This is a genomic window from Enterococcus hulanensis (genome assembly GCF_005405485.1).
In the GTDB taxonomy this organism is placed as follows: Bacteria; Bacillota; Bacilli; order Lactobacillales; family Enterococcaceae; genus Enterococcus_A; species Enterococcus_A hulanensis.
The window spans coordinates 152,969-172,958 of the sequence record NZ_BJED01000004.1; the positions used below are offsets into that span (position 1 = coordinate 152,969).

General features: G+C 39.6%; 21 protein-coding genes. 10 read left to right on the forward strand and 11 right to left on the reverse strand.

The genetic code is table 11. The features are described 5' to 3' along the window. Positions 1-59: 59 nt before the first annotated feature. The 4 genes from FFR60_RS05975 to FFR60_RS05990 form a co-directional block, all read right to left on the reverse strand. Positions 60-1,073, reverse strand: coding sequence for an L-threonylcarbamoyladenylate synthase (locus tag FFR60_RS05975; protein WP_137663449.1), 1,014 nt, complete (start codon positions 1,071-1,073; stop codon positions 60-62). 178 nt (positions 1,074-1,251) lie between these two features. Further along, positions 1,252-2,082 carry a peptide chain release factor N(5)-glutamine methyltransferase gene (gene prmC, locus FFR60_RS05980; protein WP_137663450.1) on the reverse strand — a complete coding sequence of 277 codons (831 nt, stop codon included), beginning with the start codon at positions 2,080-2,082 and terminating at the stop codon, positions 1,252-1,254. Then, entirely contained in the window at positions 2,075-3,148 is a 1,074-nt protein-coding gene (gene prfA / locus FFR60_RS05985) for a peptide chain release factor 1 (protein WP_088933140.1), read from the reverse strand. Before prfA ends, prmC begins: the two co-directional genes overlap by 8 nt. An 86-nt stretch (positions 3,149-3,234) precedes the next feature. After that, positions 3,235-3,825 (reverse strand): thymidine kinase, encoded by a 591-nt coding sequence (locus FFR60_RS05990; RefSeq protein ID WP_088933141.1) that lies wholly within the window; start codon positions 3,823-3,825, stop codon positions 3,235-3,237. A gap of 200 nt (positions 3,826-4,025) precedes the next feature. On the opposite strand from FFR60_RS05990, the gene FFR60_RS05995 reads away from it, so the two are divergent. Then, a complete protein-coding gene (locus tag FFR60_RS05995) occupies positions 4,026-5,561 on the forward strand; it encodes a YfcC family protein (RefSeq protein ID WP_137663451.1) in 1,536 nt (511 codons plus the stop codon). 114 nt (positions 5,562-5,675) lie between these two features. Here FFR60_RS05995 and FFR60_RS06000 read toward each other — a convergent pair whose 3' ends face one another. Continuing rightward, a complete protein-coding gene (locus FFR60_RS06000) occupies positions 5,676-6,131 on the reverse strand; it encodes a MerR family transcriptional regulator (protein ID WP_088933143.1) in 456 nt (151 codons plus the stop codon). Between the two features lie 82 nt (positions 6,132-6,213). Here FFR60_RS06000 and FFR60_RS06005 point away from each other — a divergent pair, with 82 nt between their 5' ends. The 4 genes from FFR60_RS06005 (at position 6,214) to FFR60_RS06020 (ending at position 10,651) form a co-directional block, all read left to right on the forward strand. After that, entirely contained in the window at positions 6,214-6,945 is a 732-nt protein-coding gene (locus FFR60_RS06005; RefSeq protein ID WP_137663452.1) for an SDR family oxidoreductase, read from the forward strand. Positions 6,946-7,063: 118 nt separating this feature from the next. Continuing rightward, on the forward strand, positions 7,064-8,461 hold the full coding sequence (locus FFR60_RS06010; RefSeq protein WP_088933145.1) for a TrkH family potassium uptake protein: 1,398 nt from the start codon (positions 7,064-7,066) through the stop codon (positions 8,459-8,461). A gap of 158 nt (positions 8,462-8,619) precedes the next feature. After that, on the forward strand, positions 8,620-9,972 hold the full coding sequence (locus tag FFR60_RS06015) for a Mur ligase family protein (protein ID WP_088933146.1): 1,353 nt from the start codon (positions 8,620-8,622) through the stop codon (positions 9,970-9,972). Continuing rightward, a complete protein-coding gene (locus tag FFR60_RS06020) occupies positions 9,965-10,651 on the forward strand; it encodes a type 1 glutamine amidotransferase (RefSeq protein WP_088933147.1) in 687 nt (228 codons plus the stop codon). The genes FFR60_RS06015 and FFR60_RS06020 overlap by 8 nt, the downstream gene beginning before the upstream one ends. Positions 10,652-10,841: 190 nt before the next feature. Here the strand turns inward: FFR60_RS06020 and FFR60_RS06025 are convergent, their stop codons facing one another. The 3 genes from FFR60_RS06025 to FFR60_RS06035 all read right to left on the reverse strand — a co-directional run bounded on the left by FFR60_RS06025 (position 10,842) and on the right by FFR60_RS06035 (position 14,128). Next, positions 10,842-11,879 carry a carboxylesterase family protein gene (locus FFR60_RS06025; protein WP_137663453.1) on the reverse strand — a complete coding sequence of 346 codons (1,038 nt, stop codon included), beginning with the start codon at positions 11,877-11,879 and terminating at the stop codon, positions 10,842-10,844. Positions 11,880-12,048: 169 nt separating this feature from the next. Beyond that, complete coding sequence (gene manA / locus FFR60_RS06030; protein WP_137663454.1) at positions 12,049-12,999, reverse strand: mannose-6-phosphate isomerase, class I; 951 nt, start codon at positions 12,997-12,999, stop codon at positions 12,049-12,051. Between the two features lie 97 nt (positions 13,000-13,096). Then, a complete protein-coding gene (locus tag FFR60_RS06035; RefSeq protein ID WP_137663455.1) occupies positions 13,097-14,128 on the reverse strand; it encodes a serine hydrolase domain-containing protein in 1,032 nt (343 codons plus the stop codon). Between the two features lie 124 nt (positions 14,129-14,252). Here FFR60_RS06035 and FFR60_RS06040 point away from each other — a divergent pair, with 124 nt between their 5' ends. Continuing rightward, positions 14,253-14,585: a hypothetical protein gene (locus FFR60_RS06040; protein WP_088933151.1), complete on the forward strand. Its 333-nt coding sequence runs from the start codon at positions 14,253-14,255 to the stop codon at positions 14,583-14,585. Between the two features lie 37 nt (positions 14,586-14,622). Here the strand turns inward: FFR60_RS06040 and FFR60_RS06045 are convergent, their stop codons facing one another. Beyond that, positions 14,623-15,444, reverse strand: coding sequence for a VOC family protein (locus FFR60_RS06045; protein WP_137663456.1), 822 nt, complete (start codon positions 15,442-15,444; stop codon positions 14,623-14,625). Between the two features lie 274 nt (positions 15,445-15,718). Here FFR60_RS06045 and FFR60_RS06050 point away from each other — a divergent pair, with 274 nt between their 5' ends. Both FFR60_RS06050 and FFR60_RS06055 read left to right on the forward strand, forming a co-directional pair. Continuing rightward, positions 15,719-16,027, forward strand: a complete 309-nt coding sequence (locus tag FFR60_RS06050; RefSeq protein ID WP_088933153.1) for a rhodanese-like domain-containing protein — start codon at positions 15,719-15,721, stop codon at positions 16,025-16,027. A 98-nt stretch (positions 16,028-16,125) separates the two neighbouring features. Next, positions 16,126-16,746, forward strand: a complete 621-nt coding sequence (locus FFR60_RS06055; RefSeq protein ID WP_088933155.1) for an FMN-dependent NADH-azoreductase — start codon at positions 16,126-16,128, stop codon at positions 16,744-16,746. 34 nt (positions 16,747-16,780) lie between these two features. Here FFR60_RS06055 and FFR60_RS06060 read toward each other — a convergent pair whose 3' ends face one another. After that, positions 16,781-17,941, reverse strand: coding sequence for an AI-2E family transporter (locus FFR60_RS06060; RefSeq protein ID WP_088933156.1), 1,161 nt, complete (start codon positions 17,939-17,941; stop codon positions 16,781-16,783). A 12-nt stretch (positions 17,942-17,953) separates the two neighbouring features. Beyond that, a complete protein-coding gene (locus tag FFR60_RS06065; RefSeq protein ID WP_088933157.1) occupies positions 17,954-18,298 on the reverse strand; it encodes a PTS glucitol/sorbitol transporter subunit IIA in 345 nt (114 codons plus the stop codon). 106 nt (positions 18,299-18,404) lie between these two features. Here FFR60_RS06065 and FFR60_RS06070 point away from each other — a divergent pair, with 106 nt between their 5' ends. Both FFR60_RS06070 and FFR60_RS06075 read left to right on the forward strand, forming a co-directional pair. Beyond that, positions 18,405-19,424: a lactonase family protein gene (locus tag FFR60_RS06070; RefSeq protein WP_137663457.1), complete on the forward strand. Its 1,020-nt coding sequence runs from the start codon at positions 18,405-18,407 to the stop codon at positions 19,422-19,424. 15 nt (positions 19,425-19,439) lie between these two features. Beyond that, entirely contained in the window at positions 19,440-19,601 is a 162-nt protein-coding gene (locus FFR60_RS06075) for a hypothetical protein (protein WP_016180453.1), read from the forward strand. The last annotated feature ends 389 nt before the right edge of the window (positions 19,602-19,990 follow it).

Here is a 19,990-nt window from a genome sequence, read left to right on the forward strand (position 1 = left end):
ACCTTTCAATTTTCTGATTTAAGTATACGAAAGTTTCAGCAGATAATCGAATCTTTTGTTTACATTTCACTAAAATAATTTTGTGCTGCCGCTTTCTTCAAACGATTCATATAAGCCAAGCCCAAATGATCTTCTGGAAAGACTTCCGCGAAAATAATATCTACCTTCTTCGCTTCATCCAATGCCCGCAACCCGCTGAACAATCCTCGCGTAGCAGCCTCAACCGTTTCATCAGCAAATACGAAACGATCCGCAGAAGAATATTTATCAGCAATTTTTGGTGTCACAAGCAAACCGACTTTTTTATCATTTGCTTCCGCCCAAATTAATGCTTTTTCCCAGTCGTCAGAGTTGATCATCAAAACTGGCGTGTCTGGTGAATAATGCTTGTATTTCATACCTGGAGCTTTTGGTGTCTCACTCTCTTTTACCAAATGTTTATCTAAAGGAACCTCTACCCCTAAAATTTCCTTCAGTGCCTCTTGCGTAACTGCACCCGGCCGCAAAATCGTCGGCACCTCACCACTTAGATCTAAGACAGTCGATTCTACACCAATTTGTGTCGCACCATCGTCTAATATCCCTGCGATTTTCCCTTTTAGGTCATGATATACATGCAGTGCTGTCGTTGGACTTGGCCTGCCGGATGTATTTGCACTTGGTCCAACTAGCGGTGCATCAGTTTTTTCAATTAAAGATAATGTTTTTTTATTATCTGGCATTCTGAAGGCAGCTGTGGATAACCCACCTGTCACAACAGGGTTTAAACTGCCTTCTTTGATCTTAAAGATCAAGGTCAGCGGTCCTGGCCAAAAATGTTTGACGATCATCTCAGTTAATGGATGATAACTTTCAACAAACTCTGCTGTCATTGAAAAGTCGGCGACATGGACAATCAGAGGGTTGTCGCTAGGACGTCCTTTGACCGCAAAAACCTGCTTCACTGACTCTGGTAAAAGCGCATTAGCGCCCAATCCGTAGACTGTCTCCGTCGGAAAAGCCACCAATTCTCCTTGGCGCAATAACGCTGCCGCTTGATTTATTTGATCTGATTGAAAAATTTTTGTTTCCACAGCTTCTCCACAGCTCCTTTTCCTAACTTTCCTATTATAAAAACTTTCTTCCATGACTTATCCCCGCGTTGTGGATAAACAAAATGTCAAGTGTGTATAACCATGTTGATAACTTTTTTGTCCTTTTAGTCCCACCGCTACAGTGTTCTTTTATTATTTTTTGCGCAAAAAATAATTTCTAGCGAATGACAATCATCCGATCGTTCCCTGACATATCTTGGTGGATCGTTACTTCTTTTTCAGGATAGACCGTTTGAAAGATTTCCTTCACAGATTGTCCCTGCCGAAAACCAATCTCCAAGAAAATCATTCCATTTGGTTGGAGACATTCTCGACTTTCTGCTGCAATTTTTTGATAAATCGCTAATCCTTCATTTTCAGCAAAGAGAGCTGTCTTAGGCTCATAGGTTCGCACACTCTCATCCATTAAATCCCATTCGCTTTGACTGATATAGGGTGGATTACTGATAATGATGTCTTGTTTTTCAGTAATTTCTGCTAAAACATCACTTTGCTTAAAGCTGATTCTCGCCTGTAAGTTCCGAGCATTTTCGGTTGCGACGTTTAAAGCACCTTCAGAAATATCGACAGCGGTCATTTCCCAATCTGGCCGCTCCAATTTCAAACTAACAGCGATCGCACCTGTACCTGTGCCGATATCAACAACTTTTTTCGGTGTATTATCATTCATAGATAAGCACAGCGCAACCAATTCTTCCGTCTCTGGTCGCGGAATCAAAGTATCCTCGGTTACTTTGAAGCGGCGCTCAAAGAAATACTCATAGCCCAGCAAATATTGCGGCGGAATATTCTTCATAAGACTTGCTAAATCTTTTTCAATTAGCGCTTCGTCCGCAAGTGAAATTTCCTCTCGCATGTGCATTAGCCAATGCGTTTTATCCCAGTTTTTACGAGCCAGGAAAAGATACTCGATGTCATAACCTTCTTTTCCTGCGGCTTCTAAAAAAGAAGAAGCCCTTGACAGGACTTCTACATAAGTTTTAGCCATTCTGCATATCTTCCAATTTCTTGGTTTGATCATACATAATCAAGGCATCAATAATCTCATCCAGCTTACCTGCTAGGATCTGATCTAATTTTTGAATCGTTAAACCAATACGATGATCAGTTACACGATTTTGCGGGAAGTTATAGGTACGGATACGTTCTGAACGATCCCCTGTACCAACAGCTGATTTACGACTTGCATCATATTCGCTTTGTGCTTCCTGTTGGATTTTATCATAAACTCGCGCACGTAAGATTTTCATCGCTTTTTCACGGTTCTTAATTTGCGAACGTTCATCCTGCATCGCAACAGCAATCCCCGTTGGAATGTGGGTCAAACGAACAGCAGATGCTGTTTTGTTGACGTGCTGTCCACCGGCACCAGATGCGTGATAAATATCTGTGCGAATGTCTTTATCAGCGAGATCAATCTCTACTTCTTCTGCTTCCGGCATAACTACCACAGTCGCAGTCGAAGTATGGATACGGCCTTGTGATTCAGTTGATGGCACACGCTGAACACGATGCGCACCACTTTCATATTTCAGTTTTGAAAATACATTGTCACCAGTAATCATCATGATAACTTCTTTATATCCGCCGATACCCGTAACATTGGCTTCCATAACTTCTGTTTTCCAGCCTTGATTTTCGGCATATTTTTGATACATGTTAAATAGATCGCCAGCAAATAAGGCAGCTTCATCGCCACCAGCGGCTCCGCGAATTTCCATGATAATATTTTTATCATCGTTCGGGTCTTTTGGTAATAGAAGAATCTTGATCTCATCCTCTAAAACTTCTTTTTCTTTTTTCAAATCGGACAGCTCTTCTTTAGCCATTTCCGCCATCTCAGCATCTAAGTTTTCACCTAGCATTTCTTCCGCGTCACTGATTCCCTCTACCACTTTTTTATAGCGGCGATAGGTTTCTACCGTATCTCGCGTATTGGCTTCTTCTTTTGAAAGCTGCATGAAGCGTTGGGTATCACTGATAACCTGCGGGTCACTCAGTAATTCGCCAAGCTCTTCATAACGATCTTCGATAGCCTGTAGTTGATCGTACATGGATTAAATTCCTCCTAAATTGATTATTCTTTACATCATTCTTCTTTGAGAAAAATGATACTGATTTTCATCACATCAATATTCCGCTAGTTTTCGCTAGCAGGACTGGTAATTTCTGGGTGTATATAATGTTTGCGACAAACGGGGTAATACGCTTCATTACCTCCGATTTGAACTTGATCCCCTTCATAGACAGGTCGACCGTCAATATAATGCAGATTCATTGTCGCCTTCTTATGACAAAACCAACAAATCGTCTTCAGTTCTTCTAATTTATCTGCATAAAGCAGTAAATATTTCGAGCCTTCAAACATTTCATTACGAAAATCATTTTTTAAGCCAAATGCCATTACCGGGATGTCTAATTCATCCACAACTTGTGCCAATTGCACAACATGATCTTTCGATAAAAATTGCGATTCATCAATCAAGACACAATAAGGTTTGTAATCAAGACTTTTGATAAAATCATAGACATTAGTCTCAGAAAAAATCGGTACGGCTGGCCGGCTCAACCCGATCCGACTGGAAATCGTTCCTACACCTTCACGTGTATCTAATCCACTAGTCATCAATACCACCGGTTTATTTTGTTCTTCATAATTATGGGCAACTTTCAAGATCTCGATCGTCTTGCCACTGTTCATTGCACCGTATTTAAAAAAAAGCTGGGCCATTTCTTGTCACCTTTCCCTTTTGTTCCTATCGTATTATAGCGGAAAAGCCGGATTATTTACAGTAATAATTTTCAATACAGGGTCGTCTTAGAAGATTCAACGACTATTTTCAACAAAGTCACAGGCTTTCTTTTTAAGAATATAAGCCTTCAATGCTATAATTTCGTGGTAATTATTTATAAATAGTAGGAGGTTTTTTCATGGAACAATCGACAAAAAAGAAACGACGCAGTTTTCCTTCCGCTTACACGGTCATCATTATTGTACTGATTTTGGTTCAGGCACTGACATTCTTTATTCCTTCAGGCAAGTACAGTACGCTGACTTATGATAGCGGAAAAGATCAATTCGCGATCACTGATGCGCAGGACAAAACGATCATGGAACCTGCGACACAAAAAACATTGGATAAGTACGATATCCATATCAAAGTCGGCAAGTTTCGCGACGGTACCATCTATCGCCCAGCCGCGATTCCAAATTCTTATGAGCAAATCAAAAAGCCCGAACGTGGAGTAACCGGTACTATCACACAATTCTTAAGAGCTCAAGTTCAAGGGATTACCGAAAGTGTTGATATTATGATCTTCATTTTGATCTTGGGCGGTGTAATTGGGATTGTCAACGCGACGGGGGCAATGGATGCTGGGATGATGCGTTTGTCAGAAAAATTAAAAGGCAAACAAAAATGGCTGATTGTGATCGTAACAACCTTAATCGCTATCGGCGGAACGACCTTTGGTTTAGCCGAAGAAACTATTGCTTTTTATCCGATCCTGATACCGATTTTCTTACTAGCAGGCTATGATACGCTCACGGCAGTCGCCACAATCTATCTTGGAACGGCGATTGGAACGATGAGCTCCACAATCAATCCCTTCTCAACCGTTATTGCTTCGAATGCCGCGGGGATTAGTTTTACTGATGGTATGCCATTACGTGTCTTGATGTGGATTGCTGCTGTTGGGATTTCAATTCTTTACACGATTCGTTACGCCGAAAGAGTTCGATTAAATCCAGCGACTTCGCTAGTTGCTGATCAAGCCGAGAGTGATCGCAAACGCTTTTTAGGTGGACAAGAAAGAGAAAAAAGCACGAATTTCACTAATCGGCAAAAATTCTCATTACTCGTCTTTGCCTTAGGCTTTGTTGTAATGATCTATGGTGTACAGCAATTGGGCTGGTATTTCACTGAAATCGCAGTCGTCTTTTTAGCAGTCACTTATGTTTTAGCGTTCGTTTCTGGTCTAGGTGAAAAGAAATTCATCGACAGTTTTGTCACTGGAGCAGCCGATCTGCTAGGAGTGGCGTTGATCGTTGGTCTAGCGCGTTCAGTTGGTATTGTCATGGAGAATAGTTTCATCAGTGATACGATCATGAATTTCTTTAGTAATGCAATCAGCGGTATGAATAACGTCATCTTCATTTGGTTCATGTTCCTTGTGTACGTCATTTTAGGCTTCTTCATTCAATCATCTTCTGGCCTAGCAGTACTATCTATGCCGATTATGGCACCATTAGCTGATGTTGTAGGAATCGATCGCGCATTGATCGTCGATGCGTATAATTGGGGACAAGGATTGATTGGGTTGGTTGCACCAACTGGATTGATTTTAGTTTCTCTCTCAGTAGTAAATATCGGTTTTGATAAATGGATCAAGTTTGTTACTAAATTACTGGTCACTATCATTGTCTTGATTCTCGCCTTCTTAGCCGTTGGTGTATTGATTTCTTAATATCCGAAAAAAATCAGCTCAAAATAGTGGCAGCCGATTATTTCCACTTTGCTTTTTTATTTTTAAAATTATTGACTGCTTTTATCTATGGACGACAAAAAGACGTGAATCCAATTAAGATTCACGTCTTTTTGTCTCTAAATATTTTTGATGCCATTTATTATCGACTTGCCGCGTCCCCTCTTTAAAGAAGACCTTTTCTGTCCCAGCTTCATTAGCTGTTTGATAGTACCATTTCTTCCAACGTAAAAAATCCAGTTGGGCTTGAAGCTCATGGATTTTCTTCTCCAAAGCAGCTTCTTGTTCTATCATAAATTGATAGCGCTGCGGTAACGTCTGATCACCTTTTACACACCAGTCCATAAATTTTGCGATTTCCTTAACGGGAATCCCAGACCGTTTCAAGCAATCGATCACTTCAATATAGCCGAGATCATCTTCCGTAAACTCTCTGCGACCCGCTTTATTTTTCCTTACAAACGGCAGCAACCCTGCTTTATCATAATATCTCAAAGTATCTTGCGAGATATTATACATTGCGGAAATATCGCCAATCAAAAATTTTTTCATTTTTTTAGACTTCCTTCTTGACTTGGAGTTAACTCCAGGTAGTAAGGTAAGTTTATCACATTTATGGAAGAAGGCAATTTATATGGAAAAATCGTTAGTTGTAATCACAGGTGCAAGTTCAGGATTTGGTGCAGAGATCGCCAAACTTTTCAATCAAGCAGGATTCCCCTTACTTTTATTAGGACGTCGTGTTGAGAAAATCGAAGCATTACCATTAAACTTTGATAATGTCATGATCGAAAAAGTCGACGTGACTGATTACAAAGCTTTTGAAGCCAGCATCAAAAAAGCTGAAGCAGTTTATAGTCCGGTTGACCTGTTAGTTAACAATGCTGGTGTGATGCTGCTTGGTAATGTCTTGGATCAAGACCCTGCAGAATGGCAAACAATGATGAATACAAATGTAATGGGGGTATTGAACGGTATGCAAATCGTGCTACCAAGCATGAAAGAACGCAATCATGGAACTGTCATCAACATGTCTTCACTTGCTGGTAAGAAGACTTTCACTAACCATGCTGCATACGTTGCATCAAAATTCGGAGTTCATGGGTTAAGTGAAACAATTCGTGAAGAACTTTCCGGTTCAAATGTCCGCGTTTCTATGGTCGCTCCTGGTGCTGCGGAAACAGAGTTATTGACCCACGTAACAGATCAAGGTGCTTTAACAGACTATCAAGCATGGAAAGAAAGCATGGGTGGGATTACGCTTAACCCTCTCCATGTTGCAGAAAGTGTAAAATTCATTTATGACATGCCGCAAGAAGTGAACATCCGCGAAATCGACATTGCTGCAACAGCGCAAGACGCTTAATTAATTAACTAATTTTCTTACTCGCTCCTGCCAAAACGGTGGGAGTTTTTTTTATAGAAGCGTGATATACTGTCTCTATTATTAAAAATTTTCGAATAGATGATTTAAGGAGTCTTCCATGAAGTTTGATCGACGAGTAAGCTTTCTTAAAAAAAGCTGGCAAAAAATTAATAATCGTTTTTCTTCGATTCAGATTATCGTCTTTTACTATCTAGCCATGACGGTCCTCTCATTAATTTTATTTAGTTTGCCGATTTTTCGTGAACCAGGATCACATGTCCCATTCCTTGATATGCTGTTTATGGCTATTTCAACGATTTCAGTGACCGGTTTGACGACCTTTGATATTAATTCGGTCTTCAATGATGCCGGTGTATTGATGCTGGAAGTTTTATTCCATATTGGCGGTTTGGGGATCATGATGATTACTACCTTCTTTTTTATTGTGTCAAAACGTCGAATTACTCTAAAACAGCGACAATTGATTATGACGGATATGAACCAGCCACGACTGAGCGGAATCGTTAATTTGATTAGAATCACGTTTACGATGCTGTTAGCGATCGAAGTACTTTTTGGTACGATCTTTTCAATTTATTTCTATTTATCAGGCTATTATCATAAAATCTCTCAAGCCATCTTTTTTGGTTTTTACCAAGCAATTTCAGCGGTCACTAACTCTGGCTTTGACGTAACAGGGGAATCGATCATTCCTTTTTCTCACGACGTCTTTTTCATCGTTACGATTATGGTGTTGATTTTTATTGGCGGGATCGGCTTTCCGGTCTTGATGGATTTTCACGGATGGATTTACCATAAAAAATCCAAATCACGACTGCCCTTCCGCTTCAGTCTCTTTTCAAAAATCGCCTTGTTGGCATTCTTTGTCCTTTTTATTGGCGGTACGGTGGCGATTTGGTTGCTGGAAAAAGATCACAACTTTTCAAATATGAATTTGTTTGACCAATGGCTCAACTCGTCCTTCTACTCCATGACGACACGAAATGCCGGCTTGCAGATTCACGATCTGAATTTGTTCCAAAATACGACATTGATTATTTTCTCTTTACTGATGTTTATCGGCTGCTCGCCTAGTTCGGTCGGTGGCGGGATTCGAACCACGACCATTGCAATCATCGGATTATATTTATACTCTTTCTTAAAAAACGAGAACGACATTAATATATTTGGTCGTAAAATCGCTCAAGAAGATGTGCGGAAATCGGTGGTAGTCTTTATGCTTTCTGCAGGTATGTGTCTGTTTAGTATTCTCTTTTTAACGGCAACAGAGGATCATTCTTTGATTTCGATCATCGTAGAGGTCACCTCGGCATTTGGAACTACCGGACTTTCTTTAGGGATTACTGATGATCTTTCTAATACTGGCAAAACAATGATTGCTATCTTGATGTTCATTGGTCGTGTCGGTATGCTCTATACCTTAATGCTATTCGTGCCAAAAGAAACTCAAGACTTAGGCTATGAATTTCCAGAAGAAAAGATTATTATTGGCTAGGAGAAAATAACTGCTCCGGCCTTTTTTCATCTCTGTTTTTAATGGCATAATATGCAGTTTGAACTGCTGGAAAAATTAAGAAAAAGGAAAGCTATTTAAACTTTTTTTTCAAATATGATAAGATGAATTAAATTTGTTACAGACATGGAGGTTGTGTAATGGGGTTACGAAGTCAACTGGCAATCTCAGCCGGCAAGACCGCCCAATGGGTATTAAAAACGTTCTTTAAAGGTGGATCAAGCTATCCTGGTCAGCTTGCTTTAAAGATGGATCCGAAGATTTTAGATACATTAGTAAAAGACTACAAAGTGGTTGTCGTAACAGGAACCAATGGGAAAACCTTAACGACCGCTTTGACCGTAAATATTTTAAAACAAGAATTTGATTACGTGTTGACGAATCCAACGGGTGCCAACATGGTGCAAGGAATTGTTTCAACATTCTTAAATGCTAAAGGAAAAAAAGGCGGCAAGAAAATCGCGGTTTTGGAAATCGATGAAGCCAGTTTGAGCAAAGTTACAGAATATATCAAGCCGGAACTTTTCTTGTTTACCAATATCTTCCGCGACCAAATGGATCGCTACGGTGAAATCTACACGACTTACAAATTAATCGTTGACGGTGCAGCGAAATCACCTAGCGCACCGATCTTATGTAACGGCGACTCACCGATCTTTAATTCTTTAGAAACAGTCAATCCGCGAAGATACTATGGATTTGATCATTTGCCTGATAAAGATCAAGACGCACATTACAATACAGACGGTTTGCTTTGTCCAAAATGTCAGCACATCTTAAAGTATAAAATGATTACCTATGCCAATTTGGGAAAATATTATTGCCCAAATTGCGGCTTCCATCGACCTGAGTTAGATTACAAATTAACTGAGATGAAAGCTATGGACAATAAATCTTCTGAATTTGTGATCGATGGTCAAGATTACAAGATCGAAGTTGGCGGTATGTACAATGTCTATAATGCTCTTGCCGCAACTGCGGTAGCAGAATACTATGGTGTTTCCAAAGAGAAAATCAAACGCGGCTTAGGCTATGATGAAAAGGTCTTTGGACGCCAAGAAGAATTTGAAATTGACGGCAAGAAATGTACCTTGGTCTTAGTAAAGAATCCAGTCGGGTTGAATCAAGTTATCGATATGATTGGCTTAGCACCTTATCCTTTCTCATTAGTATCCTTATTGAACGCCAACTACGCTGACGGAATTGATATTAGCTGGATTTGGGACGGCAATCATGAAGCATTCGCTGAAATGGACATTCCCGCAGTAATCGCGGGCGGTGATCGACATGAGGATATGGCACTGCGGTTGCGCGTTGCTGGGATTCCTGACGAAAAACTGACCGAGACAGAAAGCTTGACGGATGTCATCGAAAAGATCAAACTATTGCCGACAGAACACGTGTATATTCTAGCGACCTACACAGCTGTTCTGCAACTACGCAAAGAATTAGCTCAAAAGGGCTATATTGATGGAGGTATGGATCGTGGCTAAATACGAATTGAACTTAGCACATTTATACGGAAATTTATTGAACACTTACGGTGATAACGGGAATCTCTTAACCTTGAACTATTATGCTAAACAAATGGACATCGAGATTCACTCAGAGATCGTCAGCATTTATCAAGATTTTGATCCTGATAAATTTGATTTTGTCTTTATCGGCGGCGGACAAGATTATGAACAGGTCATCGTCTCAAAAGATATCCAAGATAAAAAAGAAGATTTGATCAAATACATCGAAAACGATGGAGTAATATTATCGATTTGCGGCGGTTATCAGTTATTAGGCCACTACTACATCGGTGCTAATGGCGAGAAAATCGATGGTATCGGCGCTTTAGATCATTATACCTTGAGTCAAGATAATCATCGCTTTATTGGCGACATTGAGATCCGCAATGAAGAATTCGGCGAAACCTACTATGGCTTTGAGAACCATAACGGCCGCACTTTCTTAGGCGAAGGCGAACGCCCTCTTGGCACGATCATCAAGGGAAATGGAAATAACGGTGAGGATCAGGGTGAAGGTGTTATATACAAAAACGTGTATGGCTCATACTTCCACGGTCCAATCCTAGCCCGTAATAAATCATTAGCTATCCGTTTACTCAACACCGCATTAAAAAATAAATATGGTGAGGATGTAGAATTGCCTGAATTACCATAAAAATACGATCGAGCTGGATCGATGCCCGTTAAGTTTGAGGCATTGATCCAGCTCTTTCATTTATCCTTATTCAACAAAATGCTCCCTAATAAATCCATCCACGTTATGCGTGAAAGATTTATTTGGGGACATTAATTAGATTGGCATTTATTCTCTTATGCAATTTTTAAATTACCACCAATCAAACTCATTATTTTGATTGATTAAACAGCCAATCTCGAACTGCTGGAATTGTATAGCCATAATCAAACGAAGCCATATGCTCTGAACCTTGATTAGAACCTTCAAGAACAGAACCAGTCGTCCAATGAACAAAATTCGCATTCTGCTTTTGATCAATCAATTCATTAGCCATTGTGTTTTTATCTTCCGCACTCGCTTGAGCATCCCATTCAGCGTTGCTGTATGTTACGTTTTCTTCTTCAAGCATAGCAGTCAAATCTGATTGTCCAGTACTTGCCTTTGAGTCCCCGCCTCCAACGATATAGAAAAATTTCTGATCTTTTAGTGCCGTTAATTGAGCAACTTCCCATTGTGAGGCTACATAGAGTGTCGCTGCAAACAGATCTGGATGATTCGCATTGATATAAAACAATGTCATGCCGCCCATTGACTGACCAGTCGCATACAATCTATCCGCGTCTATGCTGTATTCCTTTTGTAAGGAAGTTAGCAAGTCTAAATAGGTGTTCACTTGATCTTCGACCACCGCTGAGCCGGATTGCCCCATACCTCCTTCGACTGTTGAAGTATCGAATACAGGAACTAGAACAAAGCTGGCATGTTTTTCTTGTTCTGTTTCTGTCGCCCAGATGCTTCCGCCATATCCTTGTGTTAAGCCAGCAGTTGTATCTTGACCGACGATAGAATCATCTGGAATAAATGAAAGTAACGGATATTTTTTTATTTCGTCATAGTTATCAGGAATGTACAGGTTATATCGCAGGGTAACTCCTGTTTCACTATCAACGTATTCTAATTGTTGAAACTTACTTTGAACTTCCGTTAATACATCTGACAATGACGGATCCTCTACCGGATCAGTTGTGTCTGTCTGCTGAAATGTTTCTGAAGAATCTGAAACAGCAGTACTGTTTGATGTCTGCGCGGTACTAGCAGCAGGCTCATCCGTTGAAGCCTCTTTTGAAGAAGATGTTCCACAAGCCGATAAACCGACAGTTAACGCTAGAGACAAAACACCATAAACGATCTTTTTTTTATTTTGCATTTTTTTCCTCCTGTTAAGTACTATATCGATCAGTTTAGGTTTGCCGACTTAAGAGAACCTTAAATGATTAGGAAGTAATTCTATCTTACATAGGGACGAAAAAGGAGCACTGCTCCTCATTAAGAGCGTGCTCCTTAAAAATACGTGATTCAAATTTTAATGGTACTATTTATTTAGTTCCTAGTGTTGAAGCGATGATCTTCATTTCGCCTTCAACTTTCCATTCAGTAATTTGTGCTGGTAGTATGCAGCTTGTGCCTGGTTTCATTTCATAGCTTTGACCGTCAACGATCAAATTACCGTATCCTTCAACAACTGTTACCAATGTATAGTCGCCGGCTTTTTTAAGAGCAAGTTCTCCAATAACATCCCATTCATAGACATTGAAGAAATCAGTTTTTAAATAGGTAATTACAGATGATGTTCCTTTTTTACTTTCAGATACTTCTAATTCAGGACTGATAGCCGGAACAGTTGTCACATCGATTGATTGTTGGATATGCAATTCACGCGTATTTCCTTGATCGTCTTTACGATCATAGTCATATACTCGATAAGTCGTATCTGAGCTCTGTTGCGTTTCTAAGATCATGATACCTTTACCGATGGCATGGATCGTTCCGCTTGGTACATAGAAAAAGTCTCCCTTTTTCACAGGTACGCGGCGCAATAAATCATCCCAGCGTTCATCTTCGATCATCTCTGCTAATTCCTCACGAGTTTTCGCATTGTGACCATAAACGATCTCTGAGCCTGGTTTTGCATTGATAATATACCAGCATTCAGTTTTGCCTAATTCACCTTCGTGTTTCAAGCCATAACTGTCGTCCGGATGAACCTGCACAGATAAATCATCTTCTGCATCCAAGATTTTCGTCAATAATGGGAAAACATCTCCTTTGGCATTTCCAAATAATTCGCGATGCTCGCTCCAAAGATCACTGACTTTCCAGCCTTTATAAGGACCATTTTCTACAATACTGACGCCATGAGGGTGCCCGCTGATCGCCCAATCTTCTCCGATTTTGTCGTTGGGGATATCAAAACCAAAAACAGTCTGTAATTGATCGCCGCCCCAAATTTTTTCTTGAAAAACTGGTTTTAAAAATAATGGTTCCATGCTTATTGCTCCTTTTTTATTGTATTTATTTTCAAGTCGTATACCAGCTCAACTTGCCTCGACCTAACGAAACGACAAAAAGCTGTGCTGATATTCTTTACTTTTGATAGTTTTTTGCACGCTCATTTAAATAGCAGGTTAAAATTTCATCACGGTGAGAAACATAGCTGACCCGATGATCTTCTGTGTGCACACGATTTGACAGAAAAATGAAAGCTGATTTCTTCACGACATCCAGTAGCAAAAAAGTACCTGTATAACCGGTATGGAAAAGTAACGGTGCTTGATCTAACGGACTAAATTTCAAATCCCAACCGATCGAGCGCTTCCCTTTTCCTGTTGGTGTTTGATCATAAAGCAGCTCTTGAACTGTCTTGTCATGCAAATAAATAATATCGCTAACACGGCCAAGATTCAAATACATTTTTGCAAATTTACTTAAATCTTTCATATTTGTAAAGAGTCCGGCATTGCCTGCATGGGAAGCTAAGATTCGTGCTTTTGGATCGTGGGTCAAGCCCTTTAGAATTGTTCCATCCGCTAGCCTTTGTGTCGGTACGATGTTGTCATACGGCGGCTGAGGTAAAAATCTGCTATCAGTCATGTCCAGTGGCTGCAAAACTTCTTCCTTAAAAACGTCGATTACATCCTTTTGATAGATTGCCTCGATCAAGAAGCCCAATAGGATAGTTCCCGCATCCGTATATTTAACCGTTTTCCCAAGTTGATCGCCCGGCTGTAAAGTTAAATAGGCCTTCCGTAACTCTTCGGCATTTAATTGATCACGATTCGGAATGTAGGTCTGGATATCCGATGTATGAGTTAGTAGATGACGTAATGTGATCGTCTCATTTTGAAATTCTGGCAACAGCTCGTGCAGCGTTTGATCCCAAGAAAGCTTTCCCGCTTCTTTCAACTTCAGCATAACAGTCGTCGTACAAACAACTTTTGTTAAAGAAGCTACATCGAAAAGCATATCTTCTTGCATCGCAATCATTGTTGGTTCGATTTGAGCAGATCCTAAGACCTTTGTTTCCTCTTTCTCTCCTTCAATAAAACGAAGGACGGTTCCGGGGAAAACACCACCCTGCATCTTTTCTTCTATTAAACGAAGTGTTCCAGGATACATGACGACCTCCTTAAACTTATTTTCTAAAAAAGTATAGCATAAAATAAAAAATGAATTTAGTTTTACAAAGTTAACGTGTAGAATCAAAGTAATAAAGCAAATGCTTCAATAAGAGGTGATTCTTATGAACAGTAGACTCAAACAAATTTGCCAGCCGCGAAAAATCCTTATATTTGCCTTTTCACTTTTTTTGATTGTTTTGCTGCAGCTACTTGTGGATGATTGGCAGGTTAAAATATTCGGATTCTTTTTAGTATTGGTGATTGATAATATTCTGCTTTACCGATTCACTGATTATTATATCGAGACGGGCATTTTTACTGTCCCTTCTTATAATCTCATCTCAAATCTGATGATGGATTTCTTGGTTTATTCAGCGATCCGATACGCTCAATCAGTAACACCCGCTTTTGATGTCATAGGAATCCTTATCCTTTTTCATTGTAGTTATAAATAATGACAAAAAGAAAACCGCGATTTCTCGCGGTTTTTTTCTATTTCAATACGAACCACCATTCGATGCCAGCTGCATCATAGAGGGTAATCAAGGATTTCTTTTTATCACAGAAAAAGTTTAACTGTTTGCCGCTTAGATGTTCCGAAAGCTCTAATAATTTATCCTTCGAAACGATAAACTGCAGAAAATCCAGTCCTAATACTTTATCCGTTGGCAGATCAATCGTGCCGCCAGTGGCTGTGCTTAATCCTACATTAAATTCGCCGCGGTTCAAAAGTATCTCCTCATCACTCTCGTCATGGACTTCTAAACCTAATATTTCTGCTAAAAATGCTTGCTGCTTGCTCATGTCACTGACATTCAAATGAATCTTGTCAAAATACGCGCCATGAATTTTTTCACGTTTTGTTGCTTTCTTTGATAACTCGGCAAAATCAATTTTGATTGGTTCCGAAGTTGAACGTTCCTTACTAGGGGCATAGAAAATTTCAATTTCATTTCCTTCAGGGTCTTCAAATAGCAAGCCCTTTTCATCATCAGCTTGTAAAGCGGATTTGACCGGATAATCTTCTTTTTCTGCTCGATAATAAACGTTCGCTAGTTCTTCGACATTCGGTACAACTAGTGAAACCCGTTGCATTTTTTTGATTTCACCACGATGTTCATCTGCTCGTGGGCTTTCTTCCAACCAAAGTAGTTCACTGGCCGGATCTTTGTATCCCAGAATCGCTAATTCGTTTTCTTCCCGCAATAAATGCAGTCCGATGATATCACGATAGAAATGAATCATTCCGTCACGATCTCGCACACGAATGGCGATTGTTTTTAAATTAAGTTTCCCTAAATGAAAATTTCCCATTGTTTTCTTCCCTCCATCATTCCTATTTTAACTATGCTATCGGATTCACGCAAGCAATATCCTTTTTAAGTTTCCCTTCAGAACAAAAAAGACAGTCGTTTTTGCTAAATGCAACAATTATGTTTATCAATAATTTCCTAATATGGAATTTTTTTGAATGTTTTCTTTACTTTCCATCAAAATTCAGTAAAATATCTATGATAACACTTGTAATCAGTCTATATATAGATTAAAGTTAGAATCGATATTAAGAAAGAAAAGGATATAAAGAAGAATGAATTATTCGGTAACTACCCAAGAATTTATGATGCTTGCTGCAAAAGAACCCGTGAATGTTTTAGATTTAAGAGACCATGACCTAGATGAATCTTTTGAGTTATTAGAAGGCTCGAATGTCCTTCAGATTCCATTGACCCAGCTGCCAAACTGTTTAAGCCAACTTGACAAAGGTAAAACGTATTACCTATTTACTCAATTCGGTGTTCGTTCAAAAACAATGGCACAATTTTTACGCAACGAAGGCTTCCAAGTAACAAATGTGATCGGCGGCACTTCAGCGTATCAGCAATATCTTGCAAGTTAACAAAAAATATTTTAATTTAAATATTCAAGCAGAAAAATTGTTTGTTTTAAATATTTTGTGTACTATTCGATAGTAATTAAATTTAAGGAGTGTTAGTTTTGGCAAATGTTCTAGTAGTGAATGCACACCCGCTGTCCGCAGAAGACTCGCAAACGGTGACTGTTTTAGATACCTTTATTGAAGCACATCAAGCTAGTCATCCTGAAGATGTTTTCACCATGTTAGATTTGTATTATACAGATATCCCTGAGATCGACGGCGACCTTTTATCAGCCTGGAATTCTTTGAAAAAGGGAACTGTTTTTACTGAATTAAGTAATGTTCAACAAGAAAAAGTTCGTGTTTTCAACGAATTTACTGATCAATTTTTAGCTAGTGAAAAAATCGTTATTGCGAATGCTTTGTGGAATTTGAATATTCCAACAAAATTGAAGGCTTGGTTCGATACAATCAACGTTGCTGGTAAAACCTTCAAATATACAGCAGAAGGCCCTGTCGGCTTAGTAAGCGATAAAAAGGCCCTCCACATCCAATCAAGCGGCGGTACATATAATGGTCAAGATTTCTCAGCACAATATGTTAAAGGAATTTTGAATTTTATCGGTATTACTGAATTTGATTCCATCTATATCGAAGGTGCCGATTATGATCCAGCTAGAGCACCTGAGATCGTGGCAGCTGCAAAAGAAAAAGCAAAAACATTAGCAGCGCAATTTTAACCAACCCTACTAAAGAAAAAAAGGCTCCTGTCGATTATTCGACAGGAGTCTCTTCTTCGTCTTCGTAAAGTTTTGAAACACCTTTATACCATTCAAATACATGGATCGCGATAACTTTTGCTACCGCATAAAAAGGAATCCCCAAAATCACACCAGTAATACCAAATATCTTACCAGCTGTCAGCAAGACAAACATAATTGTCACTGGGTGAATTTCTAATTGATTTCCCAATACCAGCGGTGAAACGATTCGTCCTTCGATCGTTTGTTCAATCGCAAAGACAATGATCACCTTTACTAACATGATCGGTCCTGTAACAAGCGCGATAAACACTACTGGTACCATCGCTAAAAATGATCCTAGGTACGGAATCAGGTTTAGAAATCCTGCTAAGATTCCTAAAGTGATCGCATAGTTCATTCCCACTAACGAGAAGCCGACAATGAACATCACCGCGACCGCAAATGCTACCGTTAGCTGACCACGAATATACGAAGCCAATTGTGAGTTCATTTCAGTCATTACCCGCAACGTCGGTTTCCGAGCTTTCGTCGGTAACAGTTTAAGAATATATGGCGCTAACTGATCACCGTCCTTCAATAAGAAGAACAAAATGATCGGTGCTGTGATCAACGCGATCACTACCGTCGCCAGCGTCGAAACGACACTTCCCAAGCCCTGTAAAGTCACACGCGACAGTTTTTGTGCCGTATCCGTCAAGGACTCTAGTATCTTCTGCAGACTATTATCAATGTGCTCTTGAAACGGCTTGAAGGATGGATCTTTAAAGACCTCACTTATTTTGTCACTGATCGTATCAAAATACCCCGGCAAGCTTTTCATCATAGAGCCTATTTGCTCCCTAATCTGCGGGATGATAACGACGATTCCCCAAATCAACAGTGCTACGACCACAATAAAAAGCAATACAATCGCAAAGGTGCGCTTCAAACCTTTACTCTCCAAGAAATTTACCACCGGATTCATCAAATAATAAAGAATTCCGGCAATAACTATTGGCAATCCGACGATGGCAAAAAATTGTCCTACCGGTTCAAATAGATAGGAGACTTTCGTAAATACCAACGCGATCAACAGCAGCAATAATACAATGATCAACGCCACGACGACTTGGCTGTTTAAGAACCATTTCCAAAACCAAGAAGTTCTTTGCGTTAATTTCTTTTTATCCACTCACTCACGTCCCTACTGATAACTAATTTTCATCCCAACTTCCAAATCTGGAAGTTTTTCCGGGGTGACATAGATGCCATTTGGAATCACGCCGACTTCTTCTTGAAAGAAAATAGTCGCATGTCCAATCTCATTTAGATTTTCATTAGCCAACGGCCCTACACCATTCACTTGATAGCTTTGATCACCAAAAATCAGCTCTCCGCCTTTTTCCAGCTGAATCATTTCATCCCCCAGCTTTTTCTGAACGATCGAAACATCCAATAAATCTGGTGTGATGGTTTCACCAAAAAGAACTAAGATATTTTCATCATTAATCGCATTTTTTCCAATTTGAGTAATTTCTGTCACTGTCATACGTCACGCTCTTTTCTCGTTTATTTTTCAATTATATCATAAAGTTAACGCTATCCAAGCGGGAATAAACTTGCTAGAATAGACATACAATGAAGGAGGTTTTTTGATGATCCACAAAATACTTTTAGGTACCTACACACGACGCGTTAGCCAAGGCATTTATCAAATTCAATTAGATACTGCGGCTGAGACGTTAACTAATTTGGAGTTAGTAACAGCAGAAACAAGCCCCACTTATCTTGCAAAAAGTAAAAATGATTTTCTTTACTCGGTGACAAGTCGCGATGGTCAGGGCGGACTTTCTAGTTATGATCCCCAAAATAAATTTTTGAATGCGGCTACAGAAGAAGGCGCATCACCTTGCTACGTTGCTGTTGATGAAGCTCGTCAATTAGTTTACGGCGCGAATTACCACAAGGGTGAGTTGAACACTTATAAAATCCAAGCAGATGGTTCCTTGGAAGCCGTTGCGTCTCTTTTCCATAAAGAACCAACTGGCCCTCATAAAAATCAAGACCACGCGCACACCCACTATACCGATCTTACACCGGATCAACGCTTAGTTGCTTGTGATCTTGGAACAGATCGCGTGTATACTTACGATGTTAGCGAGGCTGGTGAAGTTGAAGAAACTGCAGTGTATGTCGCGGAGCCTGGTACTGGCCCTCGTCATTTAGTATTCCATCCAAATGAAAGTATGGCTTATCTTTTTGGGGAATTAGACAGCAGTGTAACTGTTTTAGCTTATGATCAAACAGATGGCAGCTTCACACAAAAACAAAAGGTTTCTACCTTGCCAAAAGAGTTTGATGGTGAAAATGGCGGCGCAGCGATCCGCGTATCAGATGACGGCCGCTTCTTATATGCTTCAAATCGCGGACATAACTCAATTGCAGTCTTTGCCATTGCTGATGAAGGTTCAAGTGTTGAGATGATCCAAACAATTTCGACCGAGGGTGATTTCCCAAGAGATTTCGCATTGAGTCCAGATAATGCGTATGTTGTTGCTGCCAATCAAAACAGCGACAACCTGACTCTTTATCGTCGCGACAACGAAAGCGGCTTATTGACGATGATCCAAAAGGATGTCTTCGCTCCTGAAGCTGTTTGTGTGTACTTCGAATAGAGAGGAATTCACGATATGAACAAAGAAGAAGTAATTGAACGGCTAAAAAAAGATTTGGATTTGCCAAACTTTAAAGGTCGGTTAGAAGAAAAAGAATACACCGAAGAAGAATATCAAAAAATCAAAAACGATTTGAATGATTATTTTGAGAACTATGTAAGAAATATTGAGAATTAGAAAACTGACCTCCAAATGATTTTTCTTGGAGGTCAGTTTTTTATTATTGAATAGATTGCAAGTAGAACTGACTGCTATTTCCTATTAAGGTATTCATTTTTCTTGAAGAAAAATGAGTTTGATTGTCGTTTCGCATACGATTCTACTTAACCAGCTAAAGCTGGTGCTAGAACTCGCTGCTATTTCCTATTAAGGTATTCATTTTTCTTGAGGAAAAATGAGTTTGATTGTCATTTCGCATATCATTCTGCTAAACTGTTCGAACTTTCTATCCATATCAATTATAGTAATTGCGTCTCAAACTTAATAAAACTGCGAAAAGCAGAACTGACAGCTATCTCCACATCATGGTATGCATTTTCCTAAAAACCAGGAAAATGTTTATTGTC

Coding starts and splice junctions, on each gene's coding strand:
- prmC (WP_137663450.1), bottom strand. CDS start 2,082: ATGGCTAAAACTTATGTAGAAGTCCTGTCAAGGGCTTCTTCTTTTTTA.
- prfA (WP_088933140.1), bottom strand. CDS start 3,148: ATGTACGATCAACTACAGGCTATCGAAGATCGTTATGAAGAGCTTGGC.
- FFR60_RS05990 (WP_088933141.1), bottom strand. CDS start 3,825: ATGGCCCAGCTTTTTTTTAAATACGGTGCAATGAACAGTGGCAAGACG.
- FFR60_RS05995 (WP_137663451.1), top strand. CDS start 4,026: ATGGAACAATCGACAAAAAAGAAACGACGCAGTTTTCCTTCCGCTTAC.
- FFR60_RS06000 (WP_088933143.1), bottom strand. CDS start 6,131: ATGAAAAAATTTTTGATTGGCGATATTTCCGCAATGTATAATATCTCG.
- FFR60_RS06005 (WP_137663452.1), top strand. CDS start 6,214: ATGGAAAAATCGTTAGTTGTAATCACAGGTGCAAGTTCAGGATTTGGT.
- FFR60_RS06010 (WP_088933145.1), top strand. CDS start 7,064: ATGAAGTTTGATCGACGAGTAAGCTTTCTTAAAAAAAGCTGGCAAAAA.
- FFR60_RS06015 (WP_088933146.1), top strand. CDS start 8,620: ATGGGGTTACGAAGTCAACTGGCAATCTCAGCCGGCAAGACCGCCCAA.
- FFR60_RS06025 (WP_137663453.1), bottom strand. CDS start 11,879: ATGCAAAATAAAAAAAAGATCGTTTATGGTGTTTTGTCTCTAGCGTTA.
- manA (WP_137663454.1), bottom strand. CDS start 12,999: ATGGAACCATTATTTTTAAAACCAGTTTTTCAAGAAAAAATTTGGGGC.
- FFR60_RS06035 (WP_137663455.1), bottom strand. CDS start 14,128: ATGTATCCTGGAACACTTCGTTTAATAGAAGAAAAGATGCAGGGTGGT.
- FFR60_RS06040 (WP_088933151.1), top strand. CDS start 14,253: ATGAACAGTAGACTCAAACAAATTTGCCAGCCGCGAAAAATCCTTATA.
- FFR60_RS06045 (WP_137663456.1), bottom strand. CDS start 15,444: ATGGGAAATTTTCATTTAGGGAAACTTAATTTAAAAACAATCGCCATT.
- FFR60_RS06050 (WP_088933153.1), top strand. CDS start 15,719: ATGAATTATTCGGTAACTACCCAAGAATTTATGATGCTTGCTGCAAAA.
- FFR60_RS06065 (WP_088933157.1), bottom strand. CDS start 18,298: ATGACAGTGACAGAAATTACTCAAATTGGAAAAAATGCGATTAATGAT.
- FFR60_RS06070 (WP_137663457.1), top strand. CDS start 18,405: ATGATCCACAAAATACTTTTAGGTACCTACACACGACGCGTTAGCCAA.
- FFR60_RS06075 (WP_016180453.1), top strand. CDS start 19,440: ATGAACAAAGAAGAAGTAATTGAACGGCTAAAAAAAGATTTGGATTTG.